The sequence below is a fragment of the Halobaculum sp. P14 genome (assembly GCF_051195155.1).
In the GTDB taxonomy this organism is placed as follows: domain Archaea; phylum Halobacteriota; class Halobacteria; order Halobacteriales; family Haloferacaceae; genus JBNTKA01.
Genome location: NZ_JBNTKB010000006.1, coordinates 35,664 through 57,591 on the forward strand (window position 1 = coordinate 35,664; position 21,928 = coordinate 57,591).

General features: G+C 73.1%; 19 protein-coding genes. 5 read left to right on the forward strand and 14 right to left on the reverse strand.

Going from position 1 to position 21,928, the window contains the following annotated elements; all coding sequences use genetic code 11:
- Nucleotides 1-65: 65 nt before the first annotated feature.
- Entirely contained in the window at nt 66-1,397 is a 1,332-nt protein-coding gene (locus tag ACQUS7_RS11865) for an MFS transporter (RefSeq protein ID WP_435147247.1), read from the reverse strand.
- A 152-nt stretch (nt 1,398-1,549) separates the two neighbouring features.
- Here ACQUS7_RS11865 and ACQUS7_RS11870 point away from each other — a divergent pair, with 152 nt between their 5' ends.
- Nucleotides 1,550-1,963, forward strand: a complete 414-nt coding sequence (locus ACQUS7_RS11870) for a ribbon-helix-helix domain-containing protein (RefSeq protein WP_435125226.1) — start codon at nt 1,550-1,552, stop codon at nt 1,961-1,963.
- A 225-nt stretch (nt 1,964-2,188) separates the two neighbouring features.
- Here ACQUS7_RS11870 and ACQUS7_RS11875 read toward each other — a convergent pair whose 3' ends face one another.
- Genes ACQUS7_RS11875 through ACQUS7_RS11885 form a run of 3 tightly spaced genes read right to left on the reverse strand, consistent with a single transcriptional unit; the run spans nt 2,189 to nt 5,279 of the window.
- Nucleotides 2,189-3,370, reverse strand: coding sequence for an ABC transporter permease (locus ACQUS7_RS11875; RefSeq protein WP_435125223.1), 1,182 nt, complete (start codon nt 3,368-3,370; stop codon nt 2,189-2,191).
- On the reverse strand, nt 3,367-4,122 hold the full coding sequence (locus ACQUS7_RS11880) for an ABC transporter ATP-binding protein (protein ID WP_435147250.1): 756 nt from the start codon (nt 4,120-4,122) through the stop codon (nt 3,367-3,369). Before ACQUS7_RS11880 ends, ACQUS7_RS11875 begins: the two co-directional genes overlap by 4 nt.
- A complete protein-coding gene (locus tag ACQUS7_RS11885; RefSeq protein WP_435147252.1) occupies nt 4,119-5,279 on the reverse strand; it encodes a hypothetical protein in 1,161 nt (386 codons plus the stop codon). The genes ACQUS7_RS11880 and ACQUS7_RS11885 overlap by 4 nt, the downstream gene beginning before the upstream one ends.
- A 109-nt stretch (nt 5,280-5,388) precedes the next feature.
- On the opposite strand from ACQUS7_RS11885, the gene ACQUS7_RS11890 reads away from it, so the two are divergent.
- Nucleotides 5,389-6,819, forward strand: coding sequence for an FAD-dependent oxidoreductase (locus ACQUS7_RS11890; protein ID WP_435147254.1), 1,431 nt, complete (start codon nt 5,389-5,391; stop codon nt 6,817-6,819).
- A gap of 123 nt (nt 6,820-6,942) precedes the next feature.
- Nucleotides 6,943-8,673, forward strand: a complete 1,731-nt coding sequence (locus ACQUS7_RS11895; protein ID WP_435147257.1) for a DNA mismatch repair protein — start codon at nt 6,943-6,945, stop codon at nt 8,671-8,673.
- A gap of 230 nt (nt 8,674-8,903) precedes the next feature.
- Here ACQUS7_RS11895 and ACQUS7_RS11900 read toward each other — a convergent pair whose 3' ends face one another.
- The 4 genes from ACQUS7_RS11900 to ACQUS7_RS11915 all read right to left on the reverse strand — a co-directional run bounded on the left by ACQUS7_RS11900 (nt 8,904) and on the right by ACQUS7_RS11915 (nt 12,083).
- Nucleotides 8,904-9,692, reverse strand: a complete 789-nt coding sequence (locus ACQUS7_RS11900; protein WP_435147260.1) for a DUF2797 domain-containing protein — start codon at nt 9,690-9,692, stop codon at nt 8,904-8,906.
- 72 nt (nt 9,693-9,764) lie between these two features.
- Entirely contained in the window at nt 9,765-9,944 is a 180-nt protein-coding gene (locus ACQUS7_RS11905; RefSeq protein ID WP_435147263.1) for an FmdB family zinc ribbon protein, read from the reverse strand.
- 181 nt (nt 9,945-10,125) lie between these two features.
- Complete coding sequence (locus ACQUS7_RS11910) at nt 10,126-11,055, reverse strand: NAD-dependent epimerase/dehydratase family protein (protein ID WP_435125206.1); 930 nt, start codon at nt 11,053-11,055, stop codon at nt 10,126-10,128.
- An 80-nt stretch (nt 11,056-11,135) separates the two neighbouring features.
- Nucleotides 11,136-12,083, reverse strand: coding sequence for a 1,4-dihydroxy-2-naphthoyl-CoA synthase (locus ACQUS7_RS11915; RefSeq protein ID WP_435125203.1), 948 nt, complete (start codon nt 12,081-12,083; stop codon nt 11,136-11,138).
- A 136-nt stretch (nt 12,084-12,219) separates the two neighbouring features.
- Between ACQUS7_RS11915 and ACQUS7_RS11920 the strand changes: the two genes are divergently transcribed.
- Nucleotides 12,220-12,669 (forward strand): hypothetical protein, encoded by a 450-nt coding sequence (locus tag ACQUS7_RS11920; RefSeq protein WP_435147267.1) that lies wholly within the window; start codon nt 12,220-12,222, stop codon nt 12,667-12,669.
- Nucleotide 12,670: 1 nt separating this feature from the next.
- Here the strand turns inward: ACQUS7_RS11920 and ACQUS7_RS11925 are convergent, their stop codons facing one another.
- Together ACQUS7_RS11925 and ACQUS7_RS11930 are read right to left on the reverse strand one after the other, a co-directional pair.
- Nucleotides 12,671-13,417: a CPBP family glutamic-type intramembrane protease gene (locus ACQUS7_RS11925; protein ID WP_435147270.1), complete on the reverse strand. Its 747-nt coding sequence runs from the start codon at nt 13,415-13,417 to the stop codon at nt 12,671-12,673.
- 152 nt (nt 13,418-13,569) lie between these two features.
- Entirely contained in the window at nt 13,570-14,910 is a 1,341-nt protein-coding gene (locus ACQUS7_RS11930) for a GTPase (RefSeq protein WP_435147273.1), read from the reverse strand.
- Nucleotides 14,911-15,043: 133 nt separating this feature from the next.
- Between ACQUS7_RS11930 and ACQUS7_RS11935 the strand changes: the two genes are divergently transcribed.
- Nucleotides 15,044-16,363 (forward strand): PQQ-binding-like beta-propeller repeat protein, encoded by a 1,320-nt coding sequence (locus ACQUS7_RS11935; protein WP_435147276.1) that lies wholly within the window; start codon nt 15,044-15,046, stop codon nt 16,361-16,363.
- A gap of 21 nt (nt 16,364-16,384) precedes the next feature.
- On the opposite strand, the gene menD is transcribed toward ACQUS7_RS11935, so the two are convergent.
- From menD to ACQUS7_RS11955, 4 genes are all read right to left on the reverse strand, one after another.
- A complete protein-coding gene (gene menD / locus ACQUS7_RS11940) occupies nt 16,385-18,157 on the reverse strand; it encodes a 2-succinyl-5-enolpyruvyl-6-hydroxy-3-cyclohexene-1-carboxylic-acid synthase (RefSeq protein ID WP_435147279.1) in 1,773 nt (590 codons plus the stop codon).
- Nucleotides 18,158-18,221: 64 nt separating this feature from the next.
- A complete protein-coding gene (locus tag ACQUS7_RS11945) occupies nt 18,222-18,611 on the reverse strand; it encodes a DUF7522 family protein (RefSeq protein WP_435125189.1) in 390 nt (129 codons plus the stop codon).
- A gap of 204 nt (nt 18,612-18,815) precedes the next feature.
- On the reverse strand, nt 18,816-21,125 hold the full coding sequence (locus ACQUS7_RS11950; protein ID WP_435147282.1) for an AAA family ATPase: 2,310 nt from the start codon (nt 21,123-21,125) through the stop codon (nt 18,816-18,818).
- A 118-nt stretch (nt 21,126-21,243) separates the two neighbouring features.
- The gene (locus ACQUS7_RS11955; RefSeq protein WP_435147285.1) at nt 21,244-21,915 is read right to left on the reverse strand and encodes a DUF7500 family protein; all 672 of its coding nucleotides are present in this window, start codon (nt 21,913-21,915) and stop codon (nt 21,244-21,246) included.
- Between the last annotated feature and the right edge of the window lie 13 nt (nt 21,916-21,928).

Here is a 21,928-nt window from a genome sequence, read left to right on the forward strand (position 1 = left end):
GCCGCGCCCCGGCCCGTCCCGATCCGGCTCGCTCCGCCGTCCCGGCCCGCTCCGCCGCCGGGTCGTCACGACTCAGTCGCGTCGCCGAACGCCCCGTTTTCCTGCGGCGTCACCGACCGCTCGAACAGCAGCAGCGCCGCGGCGACGCCGAGACACACCACGACGAGGACGCCCCACCAGGCCGTCGAGAGGCCGTAGTCGAAAAAGAGGCCGCCGAAGAACGAGCCGAGGCCGATGCCGACGCGCTTGGCCATCTCCAGCACTGACAACTGGGTGCCGCGTTCCGCGTCGGTGCCGAGCGACGACATCAGCGAGGAGGCGAGCGGCGAGTGCAGGATTTCGCCGACGGTGCGGAACACGAGGTGGCCGCCGACGAGCGCGACGCCGACCGCGACCGGGCCGACGCCGACGTCGGCGGCCCACGCGACCACCATCGAGACGGCCCAGAAGGCGGCGGAGAGCGCGAGCCCGCGGGTGCGGCGCCACCCGGCGACGGCGTCGACGAGCGGAATCTGGAGCAGCACGATGGTGAGCGGATTCAGCACGTACAGCGTCCCGAGCTGCGCCGCGGTCAGCCCGAGCCCCTCCTTCGCCACGATGGGGACCGTCGTCTGCATCTGCGCGTACATGACGGCGATGCCGAGGTTGATGGCGGCGAGCGCGAGCACCCGCGGCTGGGTCGCGGCCGCCCACCACCGCGCCAGCGACGCCCCGGACTCGGCCGACGAGTCGACGTCGGCGTCAGCCTCCTCGTCGCCGCCGACGTCGCTGCGTGGGACGTACAGCAGCAGGACGACGGCGACGACGGCGGAGGTGGCGCCGTCGAGCAGGAACACGGAGACGCTGGCGAGCGAGTAGAGGACGCCGCCGGCGACGAACCCGGCGCCGAAGCCGACGTTGTTCGTGAACTTGAGGAGGGCGTAGCCGCGGTCGCGCGCCTCCGCGTCGGTGAGGTCGGCGGTCATCGCGGACGACGCCGGGGTGTACAGGCCGGCGACGAAGCCGGAGGCGACGCAGACGCCGACGAACGCGACGCCGACGCGGGAGACGCCGGCGGCGGCAGCGACCCCCGGCGGCACCGCGGCGGCGAGCGCGGGGACGAACGCGAACGACGCGAGCGCGACGGCGGACAGCGCCATCGACGACACCATCACGGGCTTGCGGCCGACGCTGTCGGCGAGGTAGCCGCCGACGGCGGTGCCGGCGGCGGTGGTGACGCTGCGCGCGCCGAGGCCGAGGCCGACGACGGCGAGCGCGATGCCGACCTGGAGGTGGAAGTGGACGGTCGCGAACGGGTAGACCAGCCCGGAGCCGAAGACGTTGATGAGTTGGCCGACCGCGACGACGTAGACGGCGCGGTCGAAGCCGCGGACGGCGTCGAGCGACGGACGCTTCACGCCGACGGCTTCGGGGACGCCGCACGTGAACCGCCCGGTTCCGGCGAGCGCGTCGCCGACGGGCCGCCGACGGGCTCGCCGCCCCGGTACTTTCACCGACCCCGAAGACTTGATATTCTTCGAGCGGAATCTTCACCGAAGGAGCACATCTCATGGCAAAGGACACGGTTCGCTACCCGGACGCGGTGGTCGAGGAGATCGACCGGCTCGTCGACGACGGCGTCTTCGAGAGCAAGTCCGAGTTCTACCGGTTCTCCGCGGAGTACGTCCTGGCGCTCGTCGACGACGACTGGGAGCCGGAGACGTTCAACTACGCGGACCTCCGCGAGGAACTCGACCTCGACGAGGAGCCGGTGCTCATCGGCGCCGACGGCGGCCGTGACTTCCTGAGCGCCGTCATCACGGTGCGGCAGTACGGCCTCCGGAACGACTTCGCGGAGGCCGAGCAGTTCATCGACGAGAACTACGACCCGACCGACCGCCCCGGCATGATTCTCGAAGAACTCCTCCGCGGCTACCGCGAACGCGGCGGCGGCAGCGGACAGCCCGCACCCGACGGCTACTGAACCGCCGAGAACCGGACCGGCGACGCGGCGCCGACCGGCTCTTCGTCCGGCAGTGTCGACGCTCGACTCCCGGGTCGCGTCCGCGACGACCCGGACACGAGGCGAGGGGTGGAACTGAAATCGGCGACCGAAAACGGCGCGGCGACGAGCGACCGCCGCGTCGGCGTTGACGTCGACATCGGCGCCGGCATCGACGCCGTTGACTGGCCGACGTCGGTGTCGGCGTCAGCCGCGGAGCGCCTCGACCGGCCGTTCGTTCGCGGCTTTCCACGCCGGGTAGATGCCGGCGACGATGCTCGCGAGGACGCCGAAGACGACGCCGCCGACGATGTACGGGACGCCGCCGGCGGCCGCGGCGAGCGGGTCGCCGAGCAGCACGTCGTTGATGAGCAGCACGGCGGCGAACGCGAGCGCCGCGCCGAGCGCCGACCCGATGATGCCGAGCAGCGCCGCCTCCGCGAGCATGACGCGGAGGATGTCGAGTTTCTCGTAGCCGACGGCGCGCAGCACCCCGATCTCCTCGCGGCGCTCGATGGCGGACATCAGCATCACGTTCGCGATGGAGACGCCGGCGACGACGAGCGAGATGGCGCCGATGCCGACGAGGAAGAGGTTGATGAGCCGGAACGCCTCGTCGATCTGCTGGGCGACCTGGCCGCGCTCGAACACGGCGATTCGTTCGCGGCGGCCGTTGAACGCCTCCCGGATGCGTTCTGCGGTCGCGTTCGCCTCGCGGACGTCGTCGGTGCGGACGACGACCTGCATGTAGATGTCGTCGGCGAACACGCCGGGCGGCAGCACGATGGCCTGGTTCGGGCGGGCGACCGACGCCTGCCCCTCGTCTTCGAGGACGGCGGCGACGCGGTACGTCTCGTCGATGGTCCGCGTCTCGCCGTTCCGCGTGACGGTGCGGCGCACCGTCACCTTGTTTCCGGGTTCGAGGTCGTACTGGTCGGCGAGCGTCTGCCCGACGAGCGCGCCGTTCCGCCAGTTCCCGGGGACGTTGCCTTCGGCGACCGTGTACAGCCGCTTCGGGTTGCTGACGCCGTACAGCGTCACGCTTCCGGACGTCTCGCCGCGCTGGACCACCTGGCCGCTCCCCTGCTGCAGCGGGATTATCTCCGCTGTGCCGGTGACGCGGTCGATGGTGGCGACGTCGGCCTCCGTGATGACCGCCGGCTCTTTGTCCTCTCCGGGGTACACCTGGAGGTCGGAGCCGATGGTGCCGATGGTCTGCAGCTGCGACTGCTTGAACGCGACGCCGCCGGCGCCGATGGCGCCGATGGCGACGACGCCGATGACGATGGCGGCGATGGCGAGCGCCGACCGCGTCCGGGCGCGCGTGAGGTTCCGGCGCGCGATGAGCAGCCGCGGGAACTTCCCCCAGAGCCGCTCTCGGAGCTTCATCCGGTCACCACCTCGCCGTCCTCGCGGACGGTGCCGTCGATGAGGTTGACGACGCGGTCGGCGAACTCCGCGACGTAGTCGTCGTGCGTGACGGTGACGACGGCGACGCCCTCGTCGGTGATACGCTCGAACTCCTCGAGGATCTGGTCGCCGGTGTCGCGGTCGAGGTTCCCGGTCGGCTCGTCTGCGAGCAGCAGCTCCGGCTCGTTCACGAGCGACCGCGCGATGGCGACCCGCTGCTTCTGGCCGCCGGAGAGCTCGTCCGGGTAGTGGCTGACGCGCTCGCCGAGCCCGACCCGTTCGAGCAGGTCGCGGGCGGTCTCGCGGGTCTGCTTCGGCGTCCGGTCGAGCAGCCGCGGAATCTCGACGTTCTCCAGCGCGGTCAGCGTCGGAATGAGGTAGAAGCTCTGGAACACGAAGCCGATGACCTCCTTCCGGCGCCGGGTGCGCTCGCGGTCGGTGAACGTCTCGACGTCGGTGCCGTGGAGCGTGACGACGCCATCGCTCGGCACGTCGAGCAGCCCGAGGATGTTGAGCAGCGTCGACTTCCCGGAGCCGGACGGGCCGACGATGGCGACGAACTCGCCGGGGTCGACGCGGAAGTCGATGCCGCGGAGCGCCCGGACGGTTTCGCCGCCGGTCTCGTACTCCTTGACGACGTCGTCGCCGGCGATGACCGGGTCGACGTCGCCGGCCGATCCGCCGTCAGAACTACCGGCCGAACCGGTGGCCGAGCCGCTGTCGGGTGTCATCGGCGGAGCCAGAGCACCACCGCGGCGAGCGCGACGACCGCGAGGCCGACGAGCGCCGGCAGCGTCGGGAACGAGCCGCCAGTGTTCGCGGGCTCAGGGGTCGCGAGCGCCTCCTGACCGACCTGTATCTCCGTCGTGTACGACTGCTGGACGCCGTCGACGACGTACTCGACGCGAATCGGGACCGTCGTCCGGTCGCCGGTGAGCTTCGCGTTCAGGTCGAACGAGACGAAGTCGCTGCCGTCGACGGTGCCGACGAAGTAGTCCGGCTGCGGCTGGGCGGCGGTGACGCCGTCGGCGTTCTGGACGCTGACGACGACGCTGCTCACCTGGTCGCCACCGATGTTCGCGGCGCTGCCGGAGATGGCGAGGACGTCGCCGTTCCGGACGACGTTGACGCCGGTGAGCCGGATGCGGCCGGGGTTCTGCGGCGCCGTGAAGTCGCCGTTGAACGTCTCGGTGACGGTGCGGCGGTTCCCGCTCTCGGAGTACCGGAGCGTCACGGTCACCGGGTAGCGGCCGGTGGCGACCGCTTTCGCCGGGAACGAGAACGTCGCGGCGCTCTCGGCGGCGAGCACTGCCCGGACGCGGTTCGTCGCGCCGAAGGTGACGTTCGACGCCGGCGTCGACACGGTGAGGTCGAGCTGGCTGAGCTGGACGTCGAGGCCGTTCGCGACGGTGACGTTCACGGAGCGTTCGGCGCCCGCGACGGCCTCCTCGACTGACAGTTCGAGCTGCGGGCTCGGTCGGTACACCGTGACGGACACCGGTTCGACGATTCGTCGTCGGTCGCCGTCCGCTTCCAGCAGCGTGATATGTGCGTACAGTCGGTGCGTCCCGGTTTCGTTCAGCGTCGGCTCGATGGAGAGCTCCGCGGTGTTGCCGGGCGCGACGCGCTCGGAGACGTCTTTCGTCTCCACCTCTTCGGAGGAGCTGTTCCGCCCCTCCAGGATTTCGAGGTCGGTGACGGTGTAGGCGTTCGCGCTTCCCTCCGCGTTCGAGACGGTGACGTTGAGGGTGAACGGCTCTTCGGGGACCGGTTCCTCGTTCGGTTTGTCGACCGTGACGACGACGAAGCCGTCGGCGGCGACGGGGGCCGCGACGCCGGCGAGCAGCACCAGCGACGCGAGAAGGACGTGGGTTGCAGTGCGGGGCATGAAGCTCAGATGTCCGAGGTTCCTCCGCCGGTAAATCGGTACCGGAATTGAACGACCGTTCATTCAGGGCTGGCGGGGGCTTATTATGCCGGCCGCCGACGGGGAACGCATGACCGACCCGTTCGTCGTCATCGGCGGCGACGCCGCCGGCCTCTCGGCGGCCTCGAAGTTCGTCCGCGAGACCGACGCAGACCGCGACGTCGTCGTGTTCGAGCGCGGCCGCTGGGTGTCGTACTCCCACTGCGGCATGCCATACTACGTGAAAGGCGACGTCGACGACCTGCTCCGGCTCACGTCGCTGACGCCGACCGAAATCCGCGACCGCGGCATCGACCTGCGGCGCGAACGCGAGGTCGTCGGCGTCGACACCGCGGCGCGGACCGTGACGGTCCGCGGGCCGAACGGCGAGTTCGACCAGCCGTACGGCGACCTGCTGTTCGGCACCGGCGCCCGCGCGACCGCGCCGATTCCGGGGGCGGACCTCGACGGCGCGTTCACGCTGCACCACATGGACGCCGCGGCCGCGCTCCGCGCGTTCCTCGAACCGCCCGGCGCCGTCGACCCGGAGACCGTCGGGAACGACTACACGGACGCGTCGCTCGTCCGGCGGTACGCCGACCGCGACCCGCCCGAGCGCGCCGCGGTGGTCGGCGGCGGCTACGTCGGCGTCGAAACCGCGGAGGCGCTCGCCGCCCACGGCGTCGACGTCCACCTGTTCCAGCGCGGCCCGCACGTCCTGCCGGCGTTCGGCGACGCCGTCGCCGACCGCGTCGAGACCCACCTCCGCGAGCAGGGCGTCACGCTCCACCTCGGCACGCCGGTCGAACGGCTCAGCGGCGACGACGGGGCGCTGTCGGCGGTCAGCCACGGCGGCGGGGCGCTCCCGGTCGAACTCGCGGTCGTCGGCGTCGGCGTCGAGCCGAACAGCGGCCTCGCGGCGGACGCCGGCGTCGACCTCGGGGCGGGCGGCGCCGTCGCCGTCGACGACTACGGCCGGACGTCCGCGCCGTCGGTGTACGCCGTCGGGGACTGCGCCGAGGCGCGCCACGCCGTCACCGGCGAGTCGACGTGGGTGCCGCTCGGCCTCACCGCGAACCGGGCGGGCCGCGCCGTCGGCGCGACCGTCGCCGGCGACCCGACCCCGGTCGGCGACGTCGTCGGCACCGCGGTCGTCAAGGCGTTCGACGTGGAGTGCGGCCGCGCCGGCGTCGTCGACCACGACGAGGCGCGCGACGCCGGCTTCGACCCGGTGAGCGAAACCGTCACCGCCGGCTCCCGGTCGGGCTACTACCCCGGCGGCGACGACACCACCGTGACGCTGACGGCCGACCGCGACACCGGCCGGCTGCTCGGCGGCGCCATCGCCGGCGAGGACCGCGCCGCCATCCGCATCGACACCGTCTCGACGGCGCTCGAAGCCGGGATGACCGTCGGCGAGGTCGAACGGCTCGACCTCGCGTACGCGCCGCCGTTCTCGCCGGTCTGGGACCCGGTCCTGGTCGCCGCGAAAGTCCTGAACGGCGCCCTCGACGGCGACTGAGACGGCGACTGAGACGGCGACAGCGGTAGCAACACCGACAGCGACGGTCGCGGCGGCAGCGTCTGAACGTCAGGTCGCCGATGCATCGGTAGCGACTAAGGGGTCGGCGCCACAGGGGCGGGTATGCGACTGGAGGACTACTGGGGCGTCGGCCCGAAGACCGCCGAGACGCTCCGCGAGGCGGTCGGGGAGGCGGCGGCCGTCGCGGCCATCGAGTCCGCCGACGTCCGGGCGCTCGCGGACGCCGGGGTGCCGCGCGGCCGCGCCGTCCGGGTGCTCCGCCGGGCGAACGGCGCGGCCGGGATGGACCTGTTCGGGACCGGCGACGCCCGGGACGTGTACGACCGGCTGTTGACGCTCGCGAGCGAGTACGCCGTCACGGAGCACGCCTCGGACCGCGTCCGGGTGCTCACGCCGCTGACGAACCCCGACGACCGCGAGTCGCGGCTCGACGACGTGCTGCAGGCGCGCGACGCCTGGGCGGGGCTGGACGAGTCCGCGCGCGAGGACGTGCTCGCGGCGTTCGACGCCTACGACGAGGCGGGCGGCACGGACCGGGCGGCGGTGTCGTGCGCGCTGGCGCTTCGGGACGCCGGGCTGACCGGCGGGACGTTCGCGGCGCTCGACGACATGGACGACGCGGCGCTGCGGGACGCAGAGGCCGCGCTCGAGTACCTCGACGCCGACGGCGACGTCGCCGCCGGCGCCGACGAGACGCTCGACCGGCTGCGGGAGAACCGCGACGCCGCCCAGAGCCTCGCGGACTCCGCGTTCGACGTCATCGAGACCGTCCGCGAGCGCGGCGTCCGCGACGCCGACGCGTTCCAGTCGGCGGTCGTCGAGTACGTCGCCAGCGAGACAGACCTGACGCGCGGCCGCGTCGAGTCCGCGGCGCCGTCGGACGCCGTCGACACCGCGGACTTCGTGTCGGCGACGCTGCGCGGCCTCGCGGACTCGCTCGCCGACGAGGTCGCGGCGCGCGAAGCCGAGGTGCGCGAGGAGCTGGAGGCGGACGTGGAGGCCGCCGGCGACGACGTCGACGCGGCGGTGCTCGCGGTCAGCGACATCGCCTTCGAGCTGTCGCTCGGCCGGTTCGCCGCCGAGTACGGTCTGACGCGACCCGGCCACGCGGAGGACGGCGTCGCCGTCGAGGGCGCCCGGAACCTGTTCCTCGGCGACGACGTCCAGCCGGTGACGTACGCCGTCGGCGACCACGGCCTGGACGTCGAGGCGCCGAGCGGCGACCGCGTCGCGGTGCTGACCGGCGCGAACTCCGGCGGGAAGACGACGCTGCTGGAGACGCTGTGTCAGGTGGTCGTGCTCGCGTCGATGGGGCTGCCGGTGCCGGCCGCCGCGGCCGAAGTCGGGACGTTCGACACCGTCGTCTTCCACCGGCGGCACGCGTCGTTCAACGCCGGCGTGCTCGAATCCACGCTGAAGTCCATCGTCCCGCCGCTCTCCGGCGAGGGCCGGACGCTGATGCTCGTCGACGAGTTCGAGGCCATCACGGAGCCCGGCCGGGCCGCCGACCTGCTGAACGGCCTCGTCGAGCTCACCGTGGACCGCGGCGCGCTCGGCGCGTACGTCACGCACCTCGCGGACGACCTGTCGCCGCTGCCGGACGTCGCCCGCGTCGACGGCATCTTCGCGGAGGGGCTGACCAGCGACCTCGAACTGAAGGTGGACTACCAGCCGCGGTTCGGCACCGTCGGGAAGTCGACGCCGGAGTTCATCGTCTCCCGGCTCGTCGCGAACGCCTCCGACCGCACCGAGCGGCAGGGGTTCGAGCGGCTCGCCGCGGCCGTCGGCGAGGAAGCCGTCCAGCGCACGCTCTCGGACGCCGACTGGAACTGAGCCGACGCGGCCCCTCCGGGAGCCGTCTGCGCCGTCGTCTCGCTCATCGGACTGTTCAGCGTCGGCTGGTTCTTCGTCGCGCCGACGCTGCTGCTCGTCGCGGCTGCGGCGCTGCTCACCGTCGATGCGCGTCGAGCCGCGGAGGAACGAGGAGCCGGCGCGTAGCCGCGCAGCGCCGCGGCGCCGACCACCTGGCTGCGGCGAGCGCCGCAGCGTCGACGTCCAGCGGGTCAGCCGAACGCGCCGAGGCTCGACTGGACGTCGCGTCCGGCGTCTCCGTCGTCGCCGACGCGGATTTCGTGGCCGACGAGGTCGCGCATGTCGACGGCGTAGGCGGTGCCCGCGTTCTCCAGCACGAGGATGCGGCCCTTGGTGCCGACGACGGTGCCGCTGGCGAGCGTCTCCGCGACCGGGCGGTCGTCGAGGCCGAGTCCGTAGTCGAAGCTGAACGTCTCGATGGGGTCGTAGTCGGCGAGGACGGCGTCCCAGGCGTCGTCGTCGACCGCGGCGGCGAGCCCGTCGATTTTGGTGGGGACGCGAACCCGGTCCGGGATGTGTTCGGCGATGCCGGCCTCGATTTCGCGGGCGAGGCGGCCGTTCTCGACGGTCCGGACGTGCGCGGCGCGGTCGGCGCCCTGCTCGCGGAGCCGCGTGTCGAGCCGCCACTCCTTCGTCACGCCCACCTTCACGGTGTCCGGGGCGAACGCGGCGAGGTAGACGGCGTGGTCGTCGAAGCAGTCCATCTCGTCTTTCAGGCACGTCCCGGTGCAGCGCGCGCACACCCACGTTGACCGGTGGTCGCGGCAGTACGGCGCCGCCGCGGCGTCACAGCCGACGTGGCTACCGTCGTGTATCGTGCCGGCGCAGTGCCGGTCGCCGAGCGTCCAGTCGAGGCTATCGCCCGGCTCCAGCGCGACGCGGTCGACGCCGACCGAAGCGGAGTCCGCCGCGTCGGGGGCGGCGTCGCTGTCGGTGACGTACAGCGCGCCGTCCGGCGTCTCGTACCCGACGATTTGCACGCCCCCTCGTAGCGCCCCGTCCGCTAAAGGCGTGTCTATGCGGGGCGAACCGGGCCGAACGCGGCGGCGCCGTCACCCCGCCGCGTCCCGGAGGTTCATCGAGCCGCACTCCGGGCACCGGACGCGGACCATCCGGGTCTTCGGGCGCTCGAACTCCGTGTCGCAGTCGACACAGCGGTACCGGAAGGTGTCCTCCGCCACCCCCGACTCGCCGCCGACCACCGCCCTGGCGACCGCTTCGACGATCCCCATGTTGACGCGGGGCTAGGCGTCCGTTCCCATGTGAATCTTCGGCTGAGGCCGACGCGCGCGAGACGCGGAGACGACGGCCGTCCGACGCACGTCGCCGGCGGCTACGGCGGCGCAGGTCGTTCGGTCGCCCGAGGTCACGACGGCGCGGGTCGTTCCGTCGGCGGCGGCCGCATCGGCGGCGTCAGGCGAGTTCGTCAAGGAGGTCGCGGACGCCGCGGCGAATCGCGTCGTCGCTCGACGCCGGCGGCTCCCAGCCGAGCGCGGAGAGCTTCTCGACGGAGAGCCGCATCTTCGGGACGTCGCCGGTCCAGCCGCGGTCGCCGCCGGTGTACTCGTACGTCGGGTCCAGCCCCATCTCGTCGGCGACGATGTCGGCGATGCGGTTCACGGACGTCGTCGTCCGCGACCCGAGGTTGTACGTGTTCAGGTCGCGCTCCGCGTGTTCGACGACGTGGCGGATGGCGTCGACGCAGTCGGTCACGTGCAGATACGACTTCTCCTGCCGGCCGTTCCCGAGGATTTCGAGCGTCTCCGGGTCCGCCTGCAGCTTCTGGATGAAGTCCGGGACGACGTTCCCGCGCTGGTACGGCCCGACGATGTTCGCGAACCGGAACACCCACGCCGTGAACCCGTAGCTGTGCGCGTACGTCGAAAGCAGCGCCTCGTCGGCGAGCTTCGACGAGCCGTAGATGCTGATGGGCTCCAGCGGTGCGTAGTCCTCCGGCGTCGGCCGCGGCGCCTCGCCGTACACCGTCGACGACGACGTGAACGCGACGTTCGTGACACCGACCTCGTCCATCCGTTCGAGGACGTTGTACGTCATCTCCGAGTTCTCCTCGAACAGCCGCCGGTCGTCGTCGAAGTTCGTGTCCGTGTACGCCGCGAGGTGGAACACGACGTCGAGGTCGCCCGTGACCGCCGCCGCCACGTCGCCCTCGTCGGTCATGTCCGCCTCGACGAACTCGACGTCGTCGGGCAGCCGACCCGGGTCGCCCTTCGAGCAGTCGTCGGCGACCCGGACGTCGTTGTCCGCCGCGAGCGACGACGCGAGGTGCGACCCGATGAGGCCCGCGCCCCCGGTCACCAGCACGGACTTCCCGGAGAGGTTCATGTCGGGAGGGAGGCGGACGGCGAAAAGTGTCTTCCGGTCCGGCGCGTCGCTGACGGCCCCCGGAGCCCTGCGGCGCCGCGTCAGTAGTGCCAGGGGTAGTCGGAGAAGTCCGGGTCGCGGCCGTCGAGGAAGGCGTCGCGGCCCTCGCGGGCCTCCGGCGTCATGTAGGCGAGCCGGGTTGCTTCGCCGGCGAACAGCTGCTGGCCGACCATGCCGTCGTCGGTCATGTTGAACGCGTACTTCAGCATCCGCATCGCCGTCGGCGACTTCGCGGTCATCTCGTCGGCCCACTCCAGCGCCACGTCCTCCAGGTCGTCGTGCGGCACCGCCTCGTTCGCCATCCCCATGTCGACCGCCTCCTCGGCGGAGTAGGTCTTCCCGCGGAAGAACACCTCCCGCGCCTTCTTCTGGCCGACCTGCTTGGCGAGGTAGGCGGAGCCGAAGCCGCCGTCGAAGCTCGCGACGTCCGGGTCGGTCTGCAGGAACTTGGCGTGCTCGTCGCTCGCCAGCGTCAGGTCGCAGACGACGTGCAGCGAGTGCCCGCCGCCGACCGCCCAGCCGGGGACGACCGCGACGACCGGCTTCGGCATGAACCGGATGAGCCGCTGCACCTCCAGGACGTGGAGCCTGCCGGCCTTCGCCTGCCGGACGAGTTCGTCCTCGCTCTCGTCGGCCTCGTCGCCGCCGCGGTACTCGTAGCCGGACTCGCCGCGCACCGACTGGTCGCCGCCAGCGCAGAACGCCCAGCCGCCGTCCTTCGGCGACGGCCCGTTCCCGGTGAGCAGCACGCAGCCGACGTCCGCCTGCTTCCGCGCGTCCTCCAGGGCGGCGTACAGTTCGTCGACGGTGCCGGGCCGGAACGCGTTCCGGACGGCCGGCCGGTCGAACGCGATGCGGACCGTCGCGGAGTCGACCGCGCGGTGGTACGTGACGTCGTCGAACGCGTCGCTGCCGTCCACCGGCTCCCAGCGCGCCGGGTCGAACAGCGCCGAAACCGAGTCGTCGCCGGTGCGGTCGTCGTCGCTCATACTGGATGGCGCGCCCGCCGACCGCAAAAAGTGTCCGTCTCGCCGCGCGCGGCCGCCGACCGCGAGGCGGGACCAGCGTGAACACCGCGAGCGCCGCCCTCCGGATTTACGGCGGTCGCGTGCGACGTCGGCGGTGATGACCGCGCCTGCCGTGTACGACCACGTCCGGCTGACCGGCGGCGACCACCCCCACGGCACCTACCGCGTCGTCGGCGTCGACGAGGAGGCGGAGACAGCCGCGTTGCTCCGGGTCGCGGACGGTGAGGGCCGACGCGTCCACACCGGCGACGTCGTCGCGGTCGACGCCGCGGCGCTCGCCGACGCCGAACCGGCGGAGAACCCCGACGAGAACCGTCCGCTCGGCGACGTCCTGGCGTCACAGGTCACGATGCTGTACTGGTCGGCGCGGCTGTTCGGCGGGGAACTCGCGGCGCACCCCGCTGCCGCCGCGGCCGCCGGGGTGCTGCTCCTGGTCGGGCTGGCGAACGAGCGAGCGTCGGTGCTTCCCGAGGCCGCGGCCAGCGTCGTCGTCCTCGCGGGGGCGCTGGCGCTGGCGTACGTCGGGAGCGGTCGGCTGTCGCGGTGACCTACGCCAGCAGGGCGGCGAGCGACGCCGGGACGTTCATGCAGACGTGCGCGACGGTGCTGCTCGCGGTGCCGTATCTCGCGCGGAGCAGACAGAGCACGGTCGACAGCAGCACCAGCGACGCCAGCCGCGTCCCGACGACGAGCGCGGAGGCGCCGAGCAGCACCGGCGCGTCGACGACGAGGTGCTTGAGCACGAACGCGACCGCGGTGACGGCGACCGCGGCGGCGACGCCGAGGCGTTCGGTCAGCGCCGTCTGGACGACGCCGCGCCACGCCAGCTCCTCTGCGACCGGGACGGCGACGCCGTTCACGGCCACGAACAACGCGAGCGCCCACGTCGGCGTCCCGGTTCCGCCGGCACCGCCGCCGCCGAGTCCGGCCGACTGAGGTGCGCCGAGCGCCGCGACCAGCCCGGCGAGCGCGGCGAGGTACAGCGCGAAGAACAGGACGGTGCCGCCGACGCCGGCGACGAGCGGACGCAGCGCCACGTCGTAGTCCCAGTCGGCGCGGTCGACGCCGGCGGCCGAGCCGAGTTCGGTGATGACGAACGCGGCGACCGGGAGGAACAGCAGCGTCGCCGCCATGTCCGCGCCGAGGGCGGTGCCGAGCGGGTCGGCGAGGACGGCGGCGACGCCGTGTCTGAACGCGACTTCGAGCAGCACCCACGCCGCCACCGCGAGCGCGGCGGCGACGCCGTAGCTGCCGGACGATACGGGGAGCCAGTCTCGGGAGCGTGATTCGGACATGGTTGCTGGAGGGCCGTCTGTGCGGCATTATCGTCAAGCTCGCTTTCCGTAAAGTTCGCTTGACAGTAAAGCCTGTTTTACACTCCGCCTTAGTTCTGTCGGACAGGCAACTGGTGGAGCGGTGAGAGGCGGGCGGGGAGAGAGCGAGGCGGTCAGTCGTCGAGGCCGAGTTCGGCGGCGTGGTCGTCGACGAACCCGGCGAACGACCATTCGTGCGGTTCGATGCGGTAGCGGACGCGGACGACCGGGACGTCGACGTCGACGATTCGGCCGAGGTCGTGCGGCGTCCCGGCGAGCACGACGTCGCAGTCGCAGCGCCGGATGGTGGCTTCGAGGTCGGCGCGCTGCTCGTCGGTGTACCCCATCGCGGGCAGCACCGGCCCGAGGTGGTCGTAGCGGTCGAACACGTCCGCGATGGAGCCGACGGCGGCGTCCCGCGGGTCGACGCGCTCGGCGGCGCCGAACTGCTCGGCGGCGACGCTGCCCGCGCCGAAGGCGGCGTCGCCGTGGGTGAGCGTCGGGCCGTCCTCCACCACCAGCACGCGGGCGTCCGCGACCCGGTCTGGGTCGTCGACGGTGACGACGGAATCCGCGTGCAGCACGTCGGCATCGGGGTTCGTCTCGCGGACCGCCGACGCGACGGCGTCGACGTCGTCGGGGTCGGCGCTGTTCTCCTTGTTCAGCAGGACGGCGTCCGCGAGCCTGAGGTTCGTCTCGCCGGGGTGGTAGCCGGTTTCGGCGCCGGGGCGGAGCGGGTCGGCGAGCACGAGGTGGACGTCCGGCCGGACGAACGGGAGTTCGTTGTTGCCACCGTCCCACACCAGCACGTCGGCCTCGGCGGCCGCCTGCTCGACGACGGCCTCGTAGTCGACGCCGGCGTAGACGACGTGGCCGCGGTCGACGTGCTGTTCGTACTCCTCGCGCTCTTCGATGGTGACGCCGGCCTCGTCGAGGTCGGCGCGCGTCTCGAACCGCTGGACGCGGCGCTCGACGAGGTCGCCGTACGGCATCGGCTCGCGGACCACGACGGGCGTGACGCCGCGGGAGTCGAGTTCGGCGGCGAGCGCCCGCGACGCCTGCGACTTCCCGCAGCCGGTGCGGACGGCGTCGACGGCGAGCACCGGGACGTCAGCGGACAGCATCACGGCGTCCGGGCCGAGCAGCCGGAATTCGGCGCCGGCCGCCATCGCCCGCGAGGCGACGTGCATGACGTGTTCGTGGCTGACGTCGGAGTAGGAGAACAGCACCTCGTCGACGTCGCGGTCGCGGACCAGCCGTTCGAGGTCGGCCTCCGGCTCGACGGGGATGCCGTCCGGGTAGCCGTCGCCGGCGAGCGCCGCCGGGTAGCGCCGGAAGCCGCCGTCGGCCTCGCCGAGGTTCTGTCCGGGCGCGCGGGTGAACGCCACGACCTCGGCGTCTTCCCGGCCGCGGAAGGCGACGTTGAAGTCGTGGAAGTCCCGGCCCGCGGCGCCCGCGATGACGACTCGTTTCACACCGGACTGTGCGACGGCGCCCGGAAAACACCGACGGCCGCACGGTCTGCCGCCGACGGCACCGCCTGTCGCAGCCGTCCGCTTGGCTGCCCACAAAGCACATACCCCGGAGCGGCGGTGGTGGAACCGACTCATGGTTTCCCGCAGACGCGCCCTCCAGCTCGCCGGCGCCGGCTTCGTCGCGCTCGCCGGCTGCGCCGACGGCGGCGGCGAGACGCCGAACCCGACCGACGCCGACACCCCGACTGAGACGCCCCCGGCGACGTCGTCGACGCCGACGAGCGAGACGCCCGACGCCGCCGGCGTCGAACTCACCGGCGCGGCGGCGACGTGGACGCGGTCGTTCGACGGGACCCTCAGGACCGACCCGGCGGTCGTCGCCGACCGCGTCGCCGTCGTCGTCGACACCACCGTGTACGGCCTCGACGCGGCGTCCGGGGAGACGCGGTGGACGTTCGAGTCGCCGGTGACGGTCGACGCCGAGTACGGCCGGCCGACGGCGTCGCTGCACGTCCACGACGGGACGCTGTACGCGCTGGTCGGCGTCAGCGTCGGCACCGGCGCGCACGACTACGTGCTGCACGCGCTGACGCCCGGCGGCGACGAGCGCTGGCGGTACGAGTCGCCGCTCCGGAAGTTCCACCAGGTCGCCGGGTTCGGCGACGGCGCGGCGGTGATTCCGACCCACGACGACGCCATCGGCGGCGGCCGCGAGGAGACGACGTTCGCCGTGAACCTCCACAACGGGACGCGGCGGTGGCGCGCCGACACCGGCGACGGCATGGACGGCGCGGTCGGGCGGCGCTACGCCGCGGTGGAGACGTACGGCGCCGTCGACTGCCTCGGGCTGGCGGGCGGCACCCACCGGTTCCGGTACTCGCCGGACGGCGACGCCGACATCGGCGCGAGCGCGGTCGGAAGCGGCCGGCTGTTCGTCGGCCTCCAGCCGTTCGCGCAGAACGCGGACGGGCCGTCGCTGGTCGCGCTCGACGCCGCGTCCGGCGACGAGCAGTGGTCGCTTCGGGACGCGACGGTGTCGTCGCTGCGCACCCCGGACGACCTCTACGTCGGCGGCGACGCCGTGCTCCGGCTGTCGCCCGACGGCACCGAGCGGTGGCGGTACGACCGCGGCGGCCTCCTCACCGGCGTCCCGTTCGACGACGAGGCGCTGTACACGAACGCCGGCGCCAGCGTCGTCGCCGTCGACCGCGGCAGCGGCGACGAACTGTGGAGCGCCGACACGTCGGACGTCGCGCTCCCGCGCGCCCGCGGCGGCGACGCCGTCGTCTCCAGCGACGGCGGGGCGCGGACCGTGTACGCCCACGGCGTCAGCGACGGCGACGAGCGCTGGCGCGCGACGCTCAGCGGCGAGTACCCGCCGACGCCGGCCGCCGACGCCGACGGCGCGTACCTCGCGACCGCCGGCGGCGACCTCCTCAAGGTGCCGTTCTGAGTGACCGCTCTCGGCCGCCCGCTACTCGTCGCTCCGGAGGCGCTCTGCGACGTCGGCGGCGACGCGGTCGCGGACGGCGTGGCTCCGCTCGGCGTCGCTGTCGACCTCGATGACCTGCGTGCCGTCGCTGCCGACGGCGTCGCGGTACAGGTCGCGGAAGCCGTCGCGGTCGGCGGCGTCGACGCGGGCGAACTCGAGGTCGTACAGCGCCTCGGTCGCCGCGAAGTCGAGGTCGTGCGGCGTCTTGAACTGCTGGGTGAACGGCGGGTCGAACCGCTCGATGGGGAGCATGTGGAAGATACCGCCGCCGTCGTTGTTGACGCAGACGACGGTGGCGTCGACGTCGCAGCGGCCGAGCGCGAGCAGCCCGTTCATGTCGTGGTAGTACGCGAGGTCGCCGGTGACGAGCGTCAGGTCGTCCGTCGTCGCGGAGCCGGCGCCGAGCGCCGTCGACGTGATGCCGTCGATGCCGGAGGCGCCGCGGTTCCCGAGCACCGTGAGGCTCTTCGCGCGCGGCCTCGCGAACCGGTCGGCGTCCCGCACCGGCATCGAGTTCGACACGAACACGGTCGCCGGCTCCGGCGCCAGTTCCGCGACGTCGGCGAGCACGCGCCCCTCGAACGGCTCGTCGCCGGCGACGGCGTCGTCGACGGCGTCCCAGTGCGTCCGCTCGGCGGCCTCCCAGCGGTCGCGCCACGCCGCCGACGACGGCCCGGTGATGCGGCGCGCGACGATGGCGGCGAGCCGCGACGGGTCAGCGACGACGAGGTCGGTGGCGGCGAACTCGGCCTCCCGCCAGCCGGCCGCCGGGTCGACGACGAACTGCCGGGCGTCCGTGTCGGCGAGGTAGCGCCGCAGCGGCTTCGACGTCGGCGACGCGCCGATTCGCAGCACGACCTCCGGGTCCGGCCACGACGCCGGGGCGCCGTCCGCGAGGAAGCCGTCGTAGCCGCCGAGCACCGGCGCGACCCGCGTCGACGAACTGAATCTGAGCCCGGAGAGCGGGTCGGCGAGCACCGGGAAGCCGGTCGCGTGCGCCAGCGCCGTCATCGCCTCCGGGTCCGGGCCGGGCGGGTCCGCGGGGCCGGCGACGACGAGGCCGCGTTCGGCTTCCAGCGCCGTCGCCAGTTTCTCGACGTCGCGGTCGTCCGGGACGGCGTGGCCGCGCGTCGTCGACACGTAGGCGCCGTCGCGGCCGCGCGCCGCCGACTCCGGGAGGTCAGCCGGGACATCGCCGTCGACGTGAACCGGCTCCAGCGGCTTCCGGAACGGAACGTTCAGGTGGACCGGGCCGGCCGGCGTCCCCTCGGCGCGCGCGACGGCCTGCGCCGCGGTCGTGCGGAGCGACCGAAGTTTCCGCGGCGTCGCCTCCGGCTCCGGGAGGTCCTTGTACCAGCGGGTGGCGTCGCCGTACAGCTTCTCCTGGTCGACGGTCTGGTTCGCGCCGGAGTCGCGCAGCTCCGGCGGCCGGTCGGCGGTCAGCGCGAGCAGCGGGACGCGGCCCTCGTCGGCTTCGACGACCGCGGGGTGGTAGTTCGCGGCGGCGGTGCCGGAGGTACAGACGAGCGGCGTCACCTCGCCGGTGCGGCGCGCCCGGCCGAGCGCGAAGTACGCCGCCGAGCGCTCGTCGAGGTGCGAGAACACCCGGACGTCGTCGTGTTCGGCGGCGGCGACGGTGAGCGGCGTGGAGCGCGAGCCCGGGGAGACGCAGACGGCGTCGACGCCGGCGGCCGCGAGTTCGTCGACGAGCGCGCGCGCCCACAGCGCGTTGCGGTTCGGCGCAGCAGCAGTCATGACGCCCGGTTCGTCGGCGGACGCAAAGAGGACGGCGGAACGCGGCGCGGTGGCAGGTCCCCGGTCAGCGCTGCTCCCACTCCCACTCGCTCAGCGTCTCCTCGATGGCGCTGGCGAGCGCGTTGTAGTCGCGGATCTCCATGGCGTCGGTCGTGACGAACACGCCGTGGTCCTCGCCGTCGACGCGGAGCAGGTAGCCGTTCTCGAACACCCGGATGGTGTAGCGGTAGTCGCCGAGTTCGGAGCCCTCGTAGGCGTCGTGGGTCATCGAGAAGTCCTGCCGTTCGTTCCCGATGAACCCCATCAGGTCGGCGTCCCGCGCGAGGTCGTCGCGGAGGTACACCTGCATGAAGTCCTCGCGCGTGAAGTACGTCACCGACCGGAGATTGTCGCCGGCGGTGGTCCGACACGTCGCCGTCAGGCGCTCGATGGCCTCGTCCGGGAGCAGAGCCATGTGGACGCTGCCGAGGGACGCCGGTTCACGTCTCCGGTTCGGGTGAGCCTTGCCGGGGCTTCCGGCGGCCGACAGTCGGTGCCGAACTCGTCCCGCGTCCGACGACGCCGCGCGTCCGAGGTCCGCGCGATTCAGAACCGCGGCTCACGCAGCCTTTTCCGGGCGCCAACGGGCCTCACGGGGACGCCCACTGGAACCGCGTCGTCACCGGCCGCTCGGCTGGACCGTTTCGACGGCGGCGAGGAAGTCGGCGTGCGTCACGGTGAGCGCGTCCGCGTGGTCGTTGGCGTCGGCGCCGTACTCGTCGGCGACGCGCTCGACGGCGCGCATCGTCGCGTCCCGCGCGACCGCGGTGAGGTCGGCCCCGGAGTAGCCGTCGGTGTCGGCGGCGACGGCGTCGAGGTCGACGTCGTCCGCGAGCGGCTTGGCGGCGGCGTGCACCCGGAGGATTTCGCGGCGGGCCGCCTCGTCGGGCCGCGGGACTTCGACGTGCGATTCGAGCCGGCCGGGGCGGAGCAGCGCGTCGTCGAGGGACTGCTTCCGGTTCGTCGCCGCCAGAACCGCTAGGTTCGGGTTCTCGGCGGCGCGGTCGAGTTCGGTGAGCAACTGGGAGACGACGCGCTCGCCGACCCCGGAGTCGCTCGCGCCGTCGCGGTCGCCGGCGACCGCGTCGATTTCGTCGAAGAAGACGATGCTCGGGGCGGCCTGCCGGGCGCGCTCGAACAGCTCGCGGACCGCCTTCTCCGACTCGCCGACGTAGCGGTCGAGCAGCTCCGGCCCGGCGACCTGGATGAAGTTCACCTCGGACTCGCCGGCGATGGCGCGCGCGAGCAGCGTCTTCCCGGTGCCAGGCGGCCCGTACAGCAGGACGCCGGTCGGCGGGTCGGCGCCGGCGGCGTCGAACAGCGGGCCGTACGTCAGCGGCCACGTCACGGCACGCTCCAGCGTCGCCTTCGCGTCGTCGAGGCCGCCGACGTCGTCGAACGTCGTCTCCGGCTGCTCGGCGACGTACTCGCGCATCGCGGACGGCCCGACAGACGCGAACGCCGCGTCGAAGTCGGCGCGGGTGACGGACACCGACCCGAGGTCGACCGCGGCGTCGTCGCGGCGGGCGCGGCGGAGCGCGGTCAGCGCCGCCTCCGTCGTCAGCGAGTCGATGTCGGCGCCGACGAAGCCGTGCGTCCGCGCGGCGAGCCGGTCGACGTCGACGTCGTCCGCGAGCGGCATCCGGCGGGTGTGGACCTGCAGAATCTCGCGGCGGCCGGCCTCGCTCGGCACGCCGATTTCGATTTCGCGGTCGAAGCGGCCGCCGCGGCGGAGCGCCGGGTCGATGGCGTCCACGCGGTTCGTCGCGCCGATGACGACGACGTCCTCGCGGGCGTCGAGCCCGTCCATCAGCGACAGCAGCTGGCCGACGATGCGGTTCTCCATGTCGCCGTCGCCGCGCTCGCCGGCGATGGAGTCGATCTCGTCGAAGAAGACGATGCTCGGCGCGTCCTCGTCGGCCTGCTGGAACACCTCGCGGAGCCGCTCTTCGCTCTCGCCTTTGTACTTCGACGTGATTTCCGGCCCCGAAACCGAGATGAACGTCGCGTTCACCTCGTTCGCGACCGCCTTCGCGATGAGCGTCTTCCCGGTGCCGGGCGGCCCGTGCAGCAGGACGCCTTTCGGCGGGTCGATGCCGAGCCGCGTGAACACCTCCGGCTCGGCGAGCGGGAGTTCGATGGTCTCCCGGACGAGGTCGAGTTCGTCGTCGAGGCCGCCGATGTCCTCGTAGGTGACGCCGTCCGCCGGCGGCGACGAGCCGGCCGCACCGCTCGAACCGCCACCCGCCGCCGCGCCGGACTCGGCGTCGCCGGTGGCTGGGCCGCCGCCCGACGCGCCGCCCGCAGCGCCGCCTGGCGAACTGGAGTCTCCGCTACCACGTCGGCGAGAGGCGCCGCCGCCGGACCGCTCCGTCCCGGCGCCACTCGTCCGCGTCGCCGCGCCGTCCCGGTCGCCGCCGCGGTCGCCGCGTCGGACCGTCACGTCGGTTCCGTCGTGGATTTTGACGGGGCCGTCCGGCGCCGTGTCGGCGACGACGAAGACGGAGCCGCCGAGGTGGGAGAGCCGCACCTGCTCGCCGGCCGTGACGGGCCGGCCGTCGAGGTCGCGCTTCGCGGCGGCGGCGAGCGTCTCCGCGTCGATGTCGACGTCGTCGAGCGACGCCGGCGCGTCCAGCACGACGGCGTCCGCGTCGCCGACGCGCTCTTTGGTGACGCGGACGGTCTCGCCGATTTTGGCGCCGGCGTTCGCCCGCGTCTCCGCGTCTACCTGGAGGTCGCCGTCGTCGACGCCGGCGCCGGCGGGCCACACTTTCGCGGCCGTCTCGCCGTCGCCGACGATGCGGACCGTCTCGCCGGAGAGCACGCCGAGCGCGCTCATCGCGCCGTCGGGGAGCCGGGCGATGCCGCGGCCGGCGTCGCGCTTGGCCGCGCCGCGGACCGTGAGCGTCACGCCCTCGTCGTCGGTCATGGCCGCGCGTTTGCGGCCTGCCCGTTTACCGTTTTCCACCGACGCGTCCGTCGTTTCCGAGTCGCCGGCAAGTACTCGGAGAAGCGATCGTTCAGAGAATCGTCGTTGCGCTCGCGGTCTACGTGCCGTTTTCGTCGGCGTCGGCCGCCGACCTGCCGTCCGCTCCGTTCGCCGTCTCGCCGCCGAGGTCCGCGTCGCGGAGGAGCCGCTGAACCGTTCCGCTCGGGTCGCCGTCCGGGTCGACGCGGCGCGCGTACCACCGGAGCGCCGTCTCGACCACGACCGCCGGGTCGTCCGCGGCGACCTGCACCGAGTCGGTCCCGTCCGGCGTCTTCGCCGCCAGTCCGAGCGCGTGCGCCGCCGAGAGCCCGTCCAGTTCGGCGGCCAGCGCAGACGCCGGGGAGTCCTCGTCGGCCCGGTCACCGACGCCGGCGTCGCCGTCAGCGCCGCCGGGGGGTGCTGCCGCGGATTCGGCCGTTTCCGTGTCGCCGGCGGCGTCGACGCCGCTGTCCGCGGTCGACACGCGGTCCTCGCCGCCCTCGGTGGAGATGACGTAGCGGCCGTCCCCGCGGACGTCGACTTCGTCGCGGCCGGTGAGGTCGATGTCGTCCGGGTCGAGCACGCCGTCGTCGTCGGCCGCCGCGTCGACGTCGGCCGCCGGAGTGCCGTCCGGGTCCACGTCCGCCGCGTCCACATCCCCCGCGTCCCGGTCCGCCGCCCGGTCCGCGTCGTCTACTGTCCAGGCCGGGTCGTCGCCCGGCCCGTCGCCCGTGTCGTCGCTGTCGCTCACGGGTCGCGGTGTC

Coding starts and splice junctions, on each gene's coding strand:
- ACQUS7_RS11870 (WP_435125226.1), top strand. CDS start 1,550: ATGGCAAAGGACACGGTTCGCTACCCGGACGCGGTGGTCGAGGAGATC.
- ACQUS7_RS11875 (WP_435125223.1), bottom strand. CDS start 3,370: ATGAAGCTCCGAGAGCGGCTCTGGGGGAAGTTCCCGCGGCTGCTCATC.
- ACQUS7_RS11880 (WP_435147250.1), bottom strand. CDS start 4,122: ATGACACCCGACAGCGGCTCGGCCACCGGTTCGGCCGGTAGTTCTGAC.
- ACQUS7_RS11885 (WP_435147252.1), bottom strand. CDS start 5,279: ATGCCCCGCACTGCAACCCACGTCCTTCTCGCGTCGCTGGTGCTGCTC.
- ACQUS7_RS11890 (WP_435147254.1), top strand. CDS start 5,389: ATGACCGACCCGTTCGTCGTCATCGGCGGCGACGCCGCCGGCCTCTCG.
- ACQUS7_RS11895 (WP_435147257.1), top strand. CDS start 6,943: ATGCGACTGGAGGACTACTGGGGCGTCGGCCCGAAGACCGCCGAGACG.
- ACQUS7_RS11905 (WP_435147263.1), bottom strand. CDS start 9,944: ATGGGGATCGTCGAAGCGGTCGCCAGGGCGGTGGTCGGCGGCGAGTCG.
- ACQUS7_RS11910 (WP_435125206.1), bottom strand. CDS start 11,055: ATGAACCTCTCCGGGAAGTCCGTGCTGGTGACCGGGGGCGCGGGCCTC.
- ACQUS7_RS11915 (WP_435125203.1), bottom strand. CDS start 12,083: ATGAGCGACGACGACCGCACCGGCGACGACTCGGTTTCGGCGCTGTTC.
- ACQUS7_RS11920 (WP_435147267.1), top strand. CDS start 12,220: ATGACCGCGCCTGCCGTGTACGACCACGTCCGGCTGACCGGCGGCGAC.
- ACQUS7_RS11925 (WP_435147270.1), bottom strand. CDS start 13,417: ATGTCCGAATCACGCTCCCGAGACTGGCTCCCCGTATCGTCCGGCAGC.
- ACQUS7_RS11935 (WP_435147276.1), top strand. CDS start 15,044: ATGGTTTCCCGCAGACGCGCCCTCCAGCTCGCCGGCGCCGGCTTCGTC.
- menD (WP_435147279.1), bottom strand. CDS start 18,157: ATGACTGCTGCTGCGCCGAACCGCAACGCGCTGTGGGCGCGCGCGCTC.
- ACQUS7_RS11945 (WP_435125189.1), bottom strand. CDS start 18,611: ATGGCTCTGCTCCCGGACGAGGCCATCGAGCGCCTGACGGCGACGTGT.
- ACQUS7_RS11950 (WP_435147282.1), bottom strand. CDS start 21,125: ATGACCGACGACGAGGGCGTGACGCTCACGGTCCGCGGCGCGGCCAAG.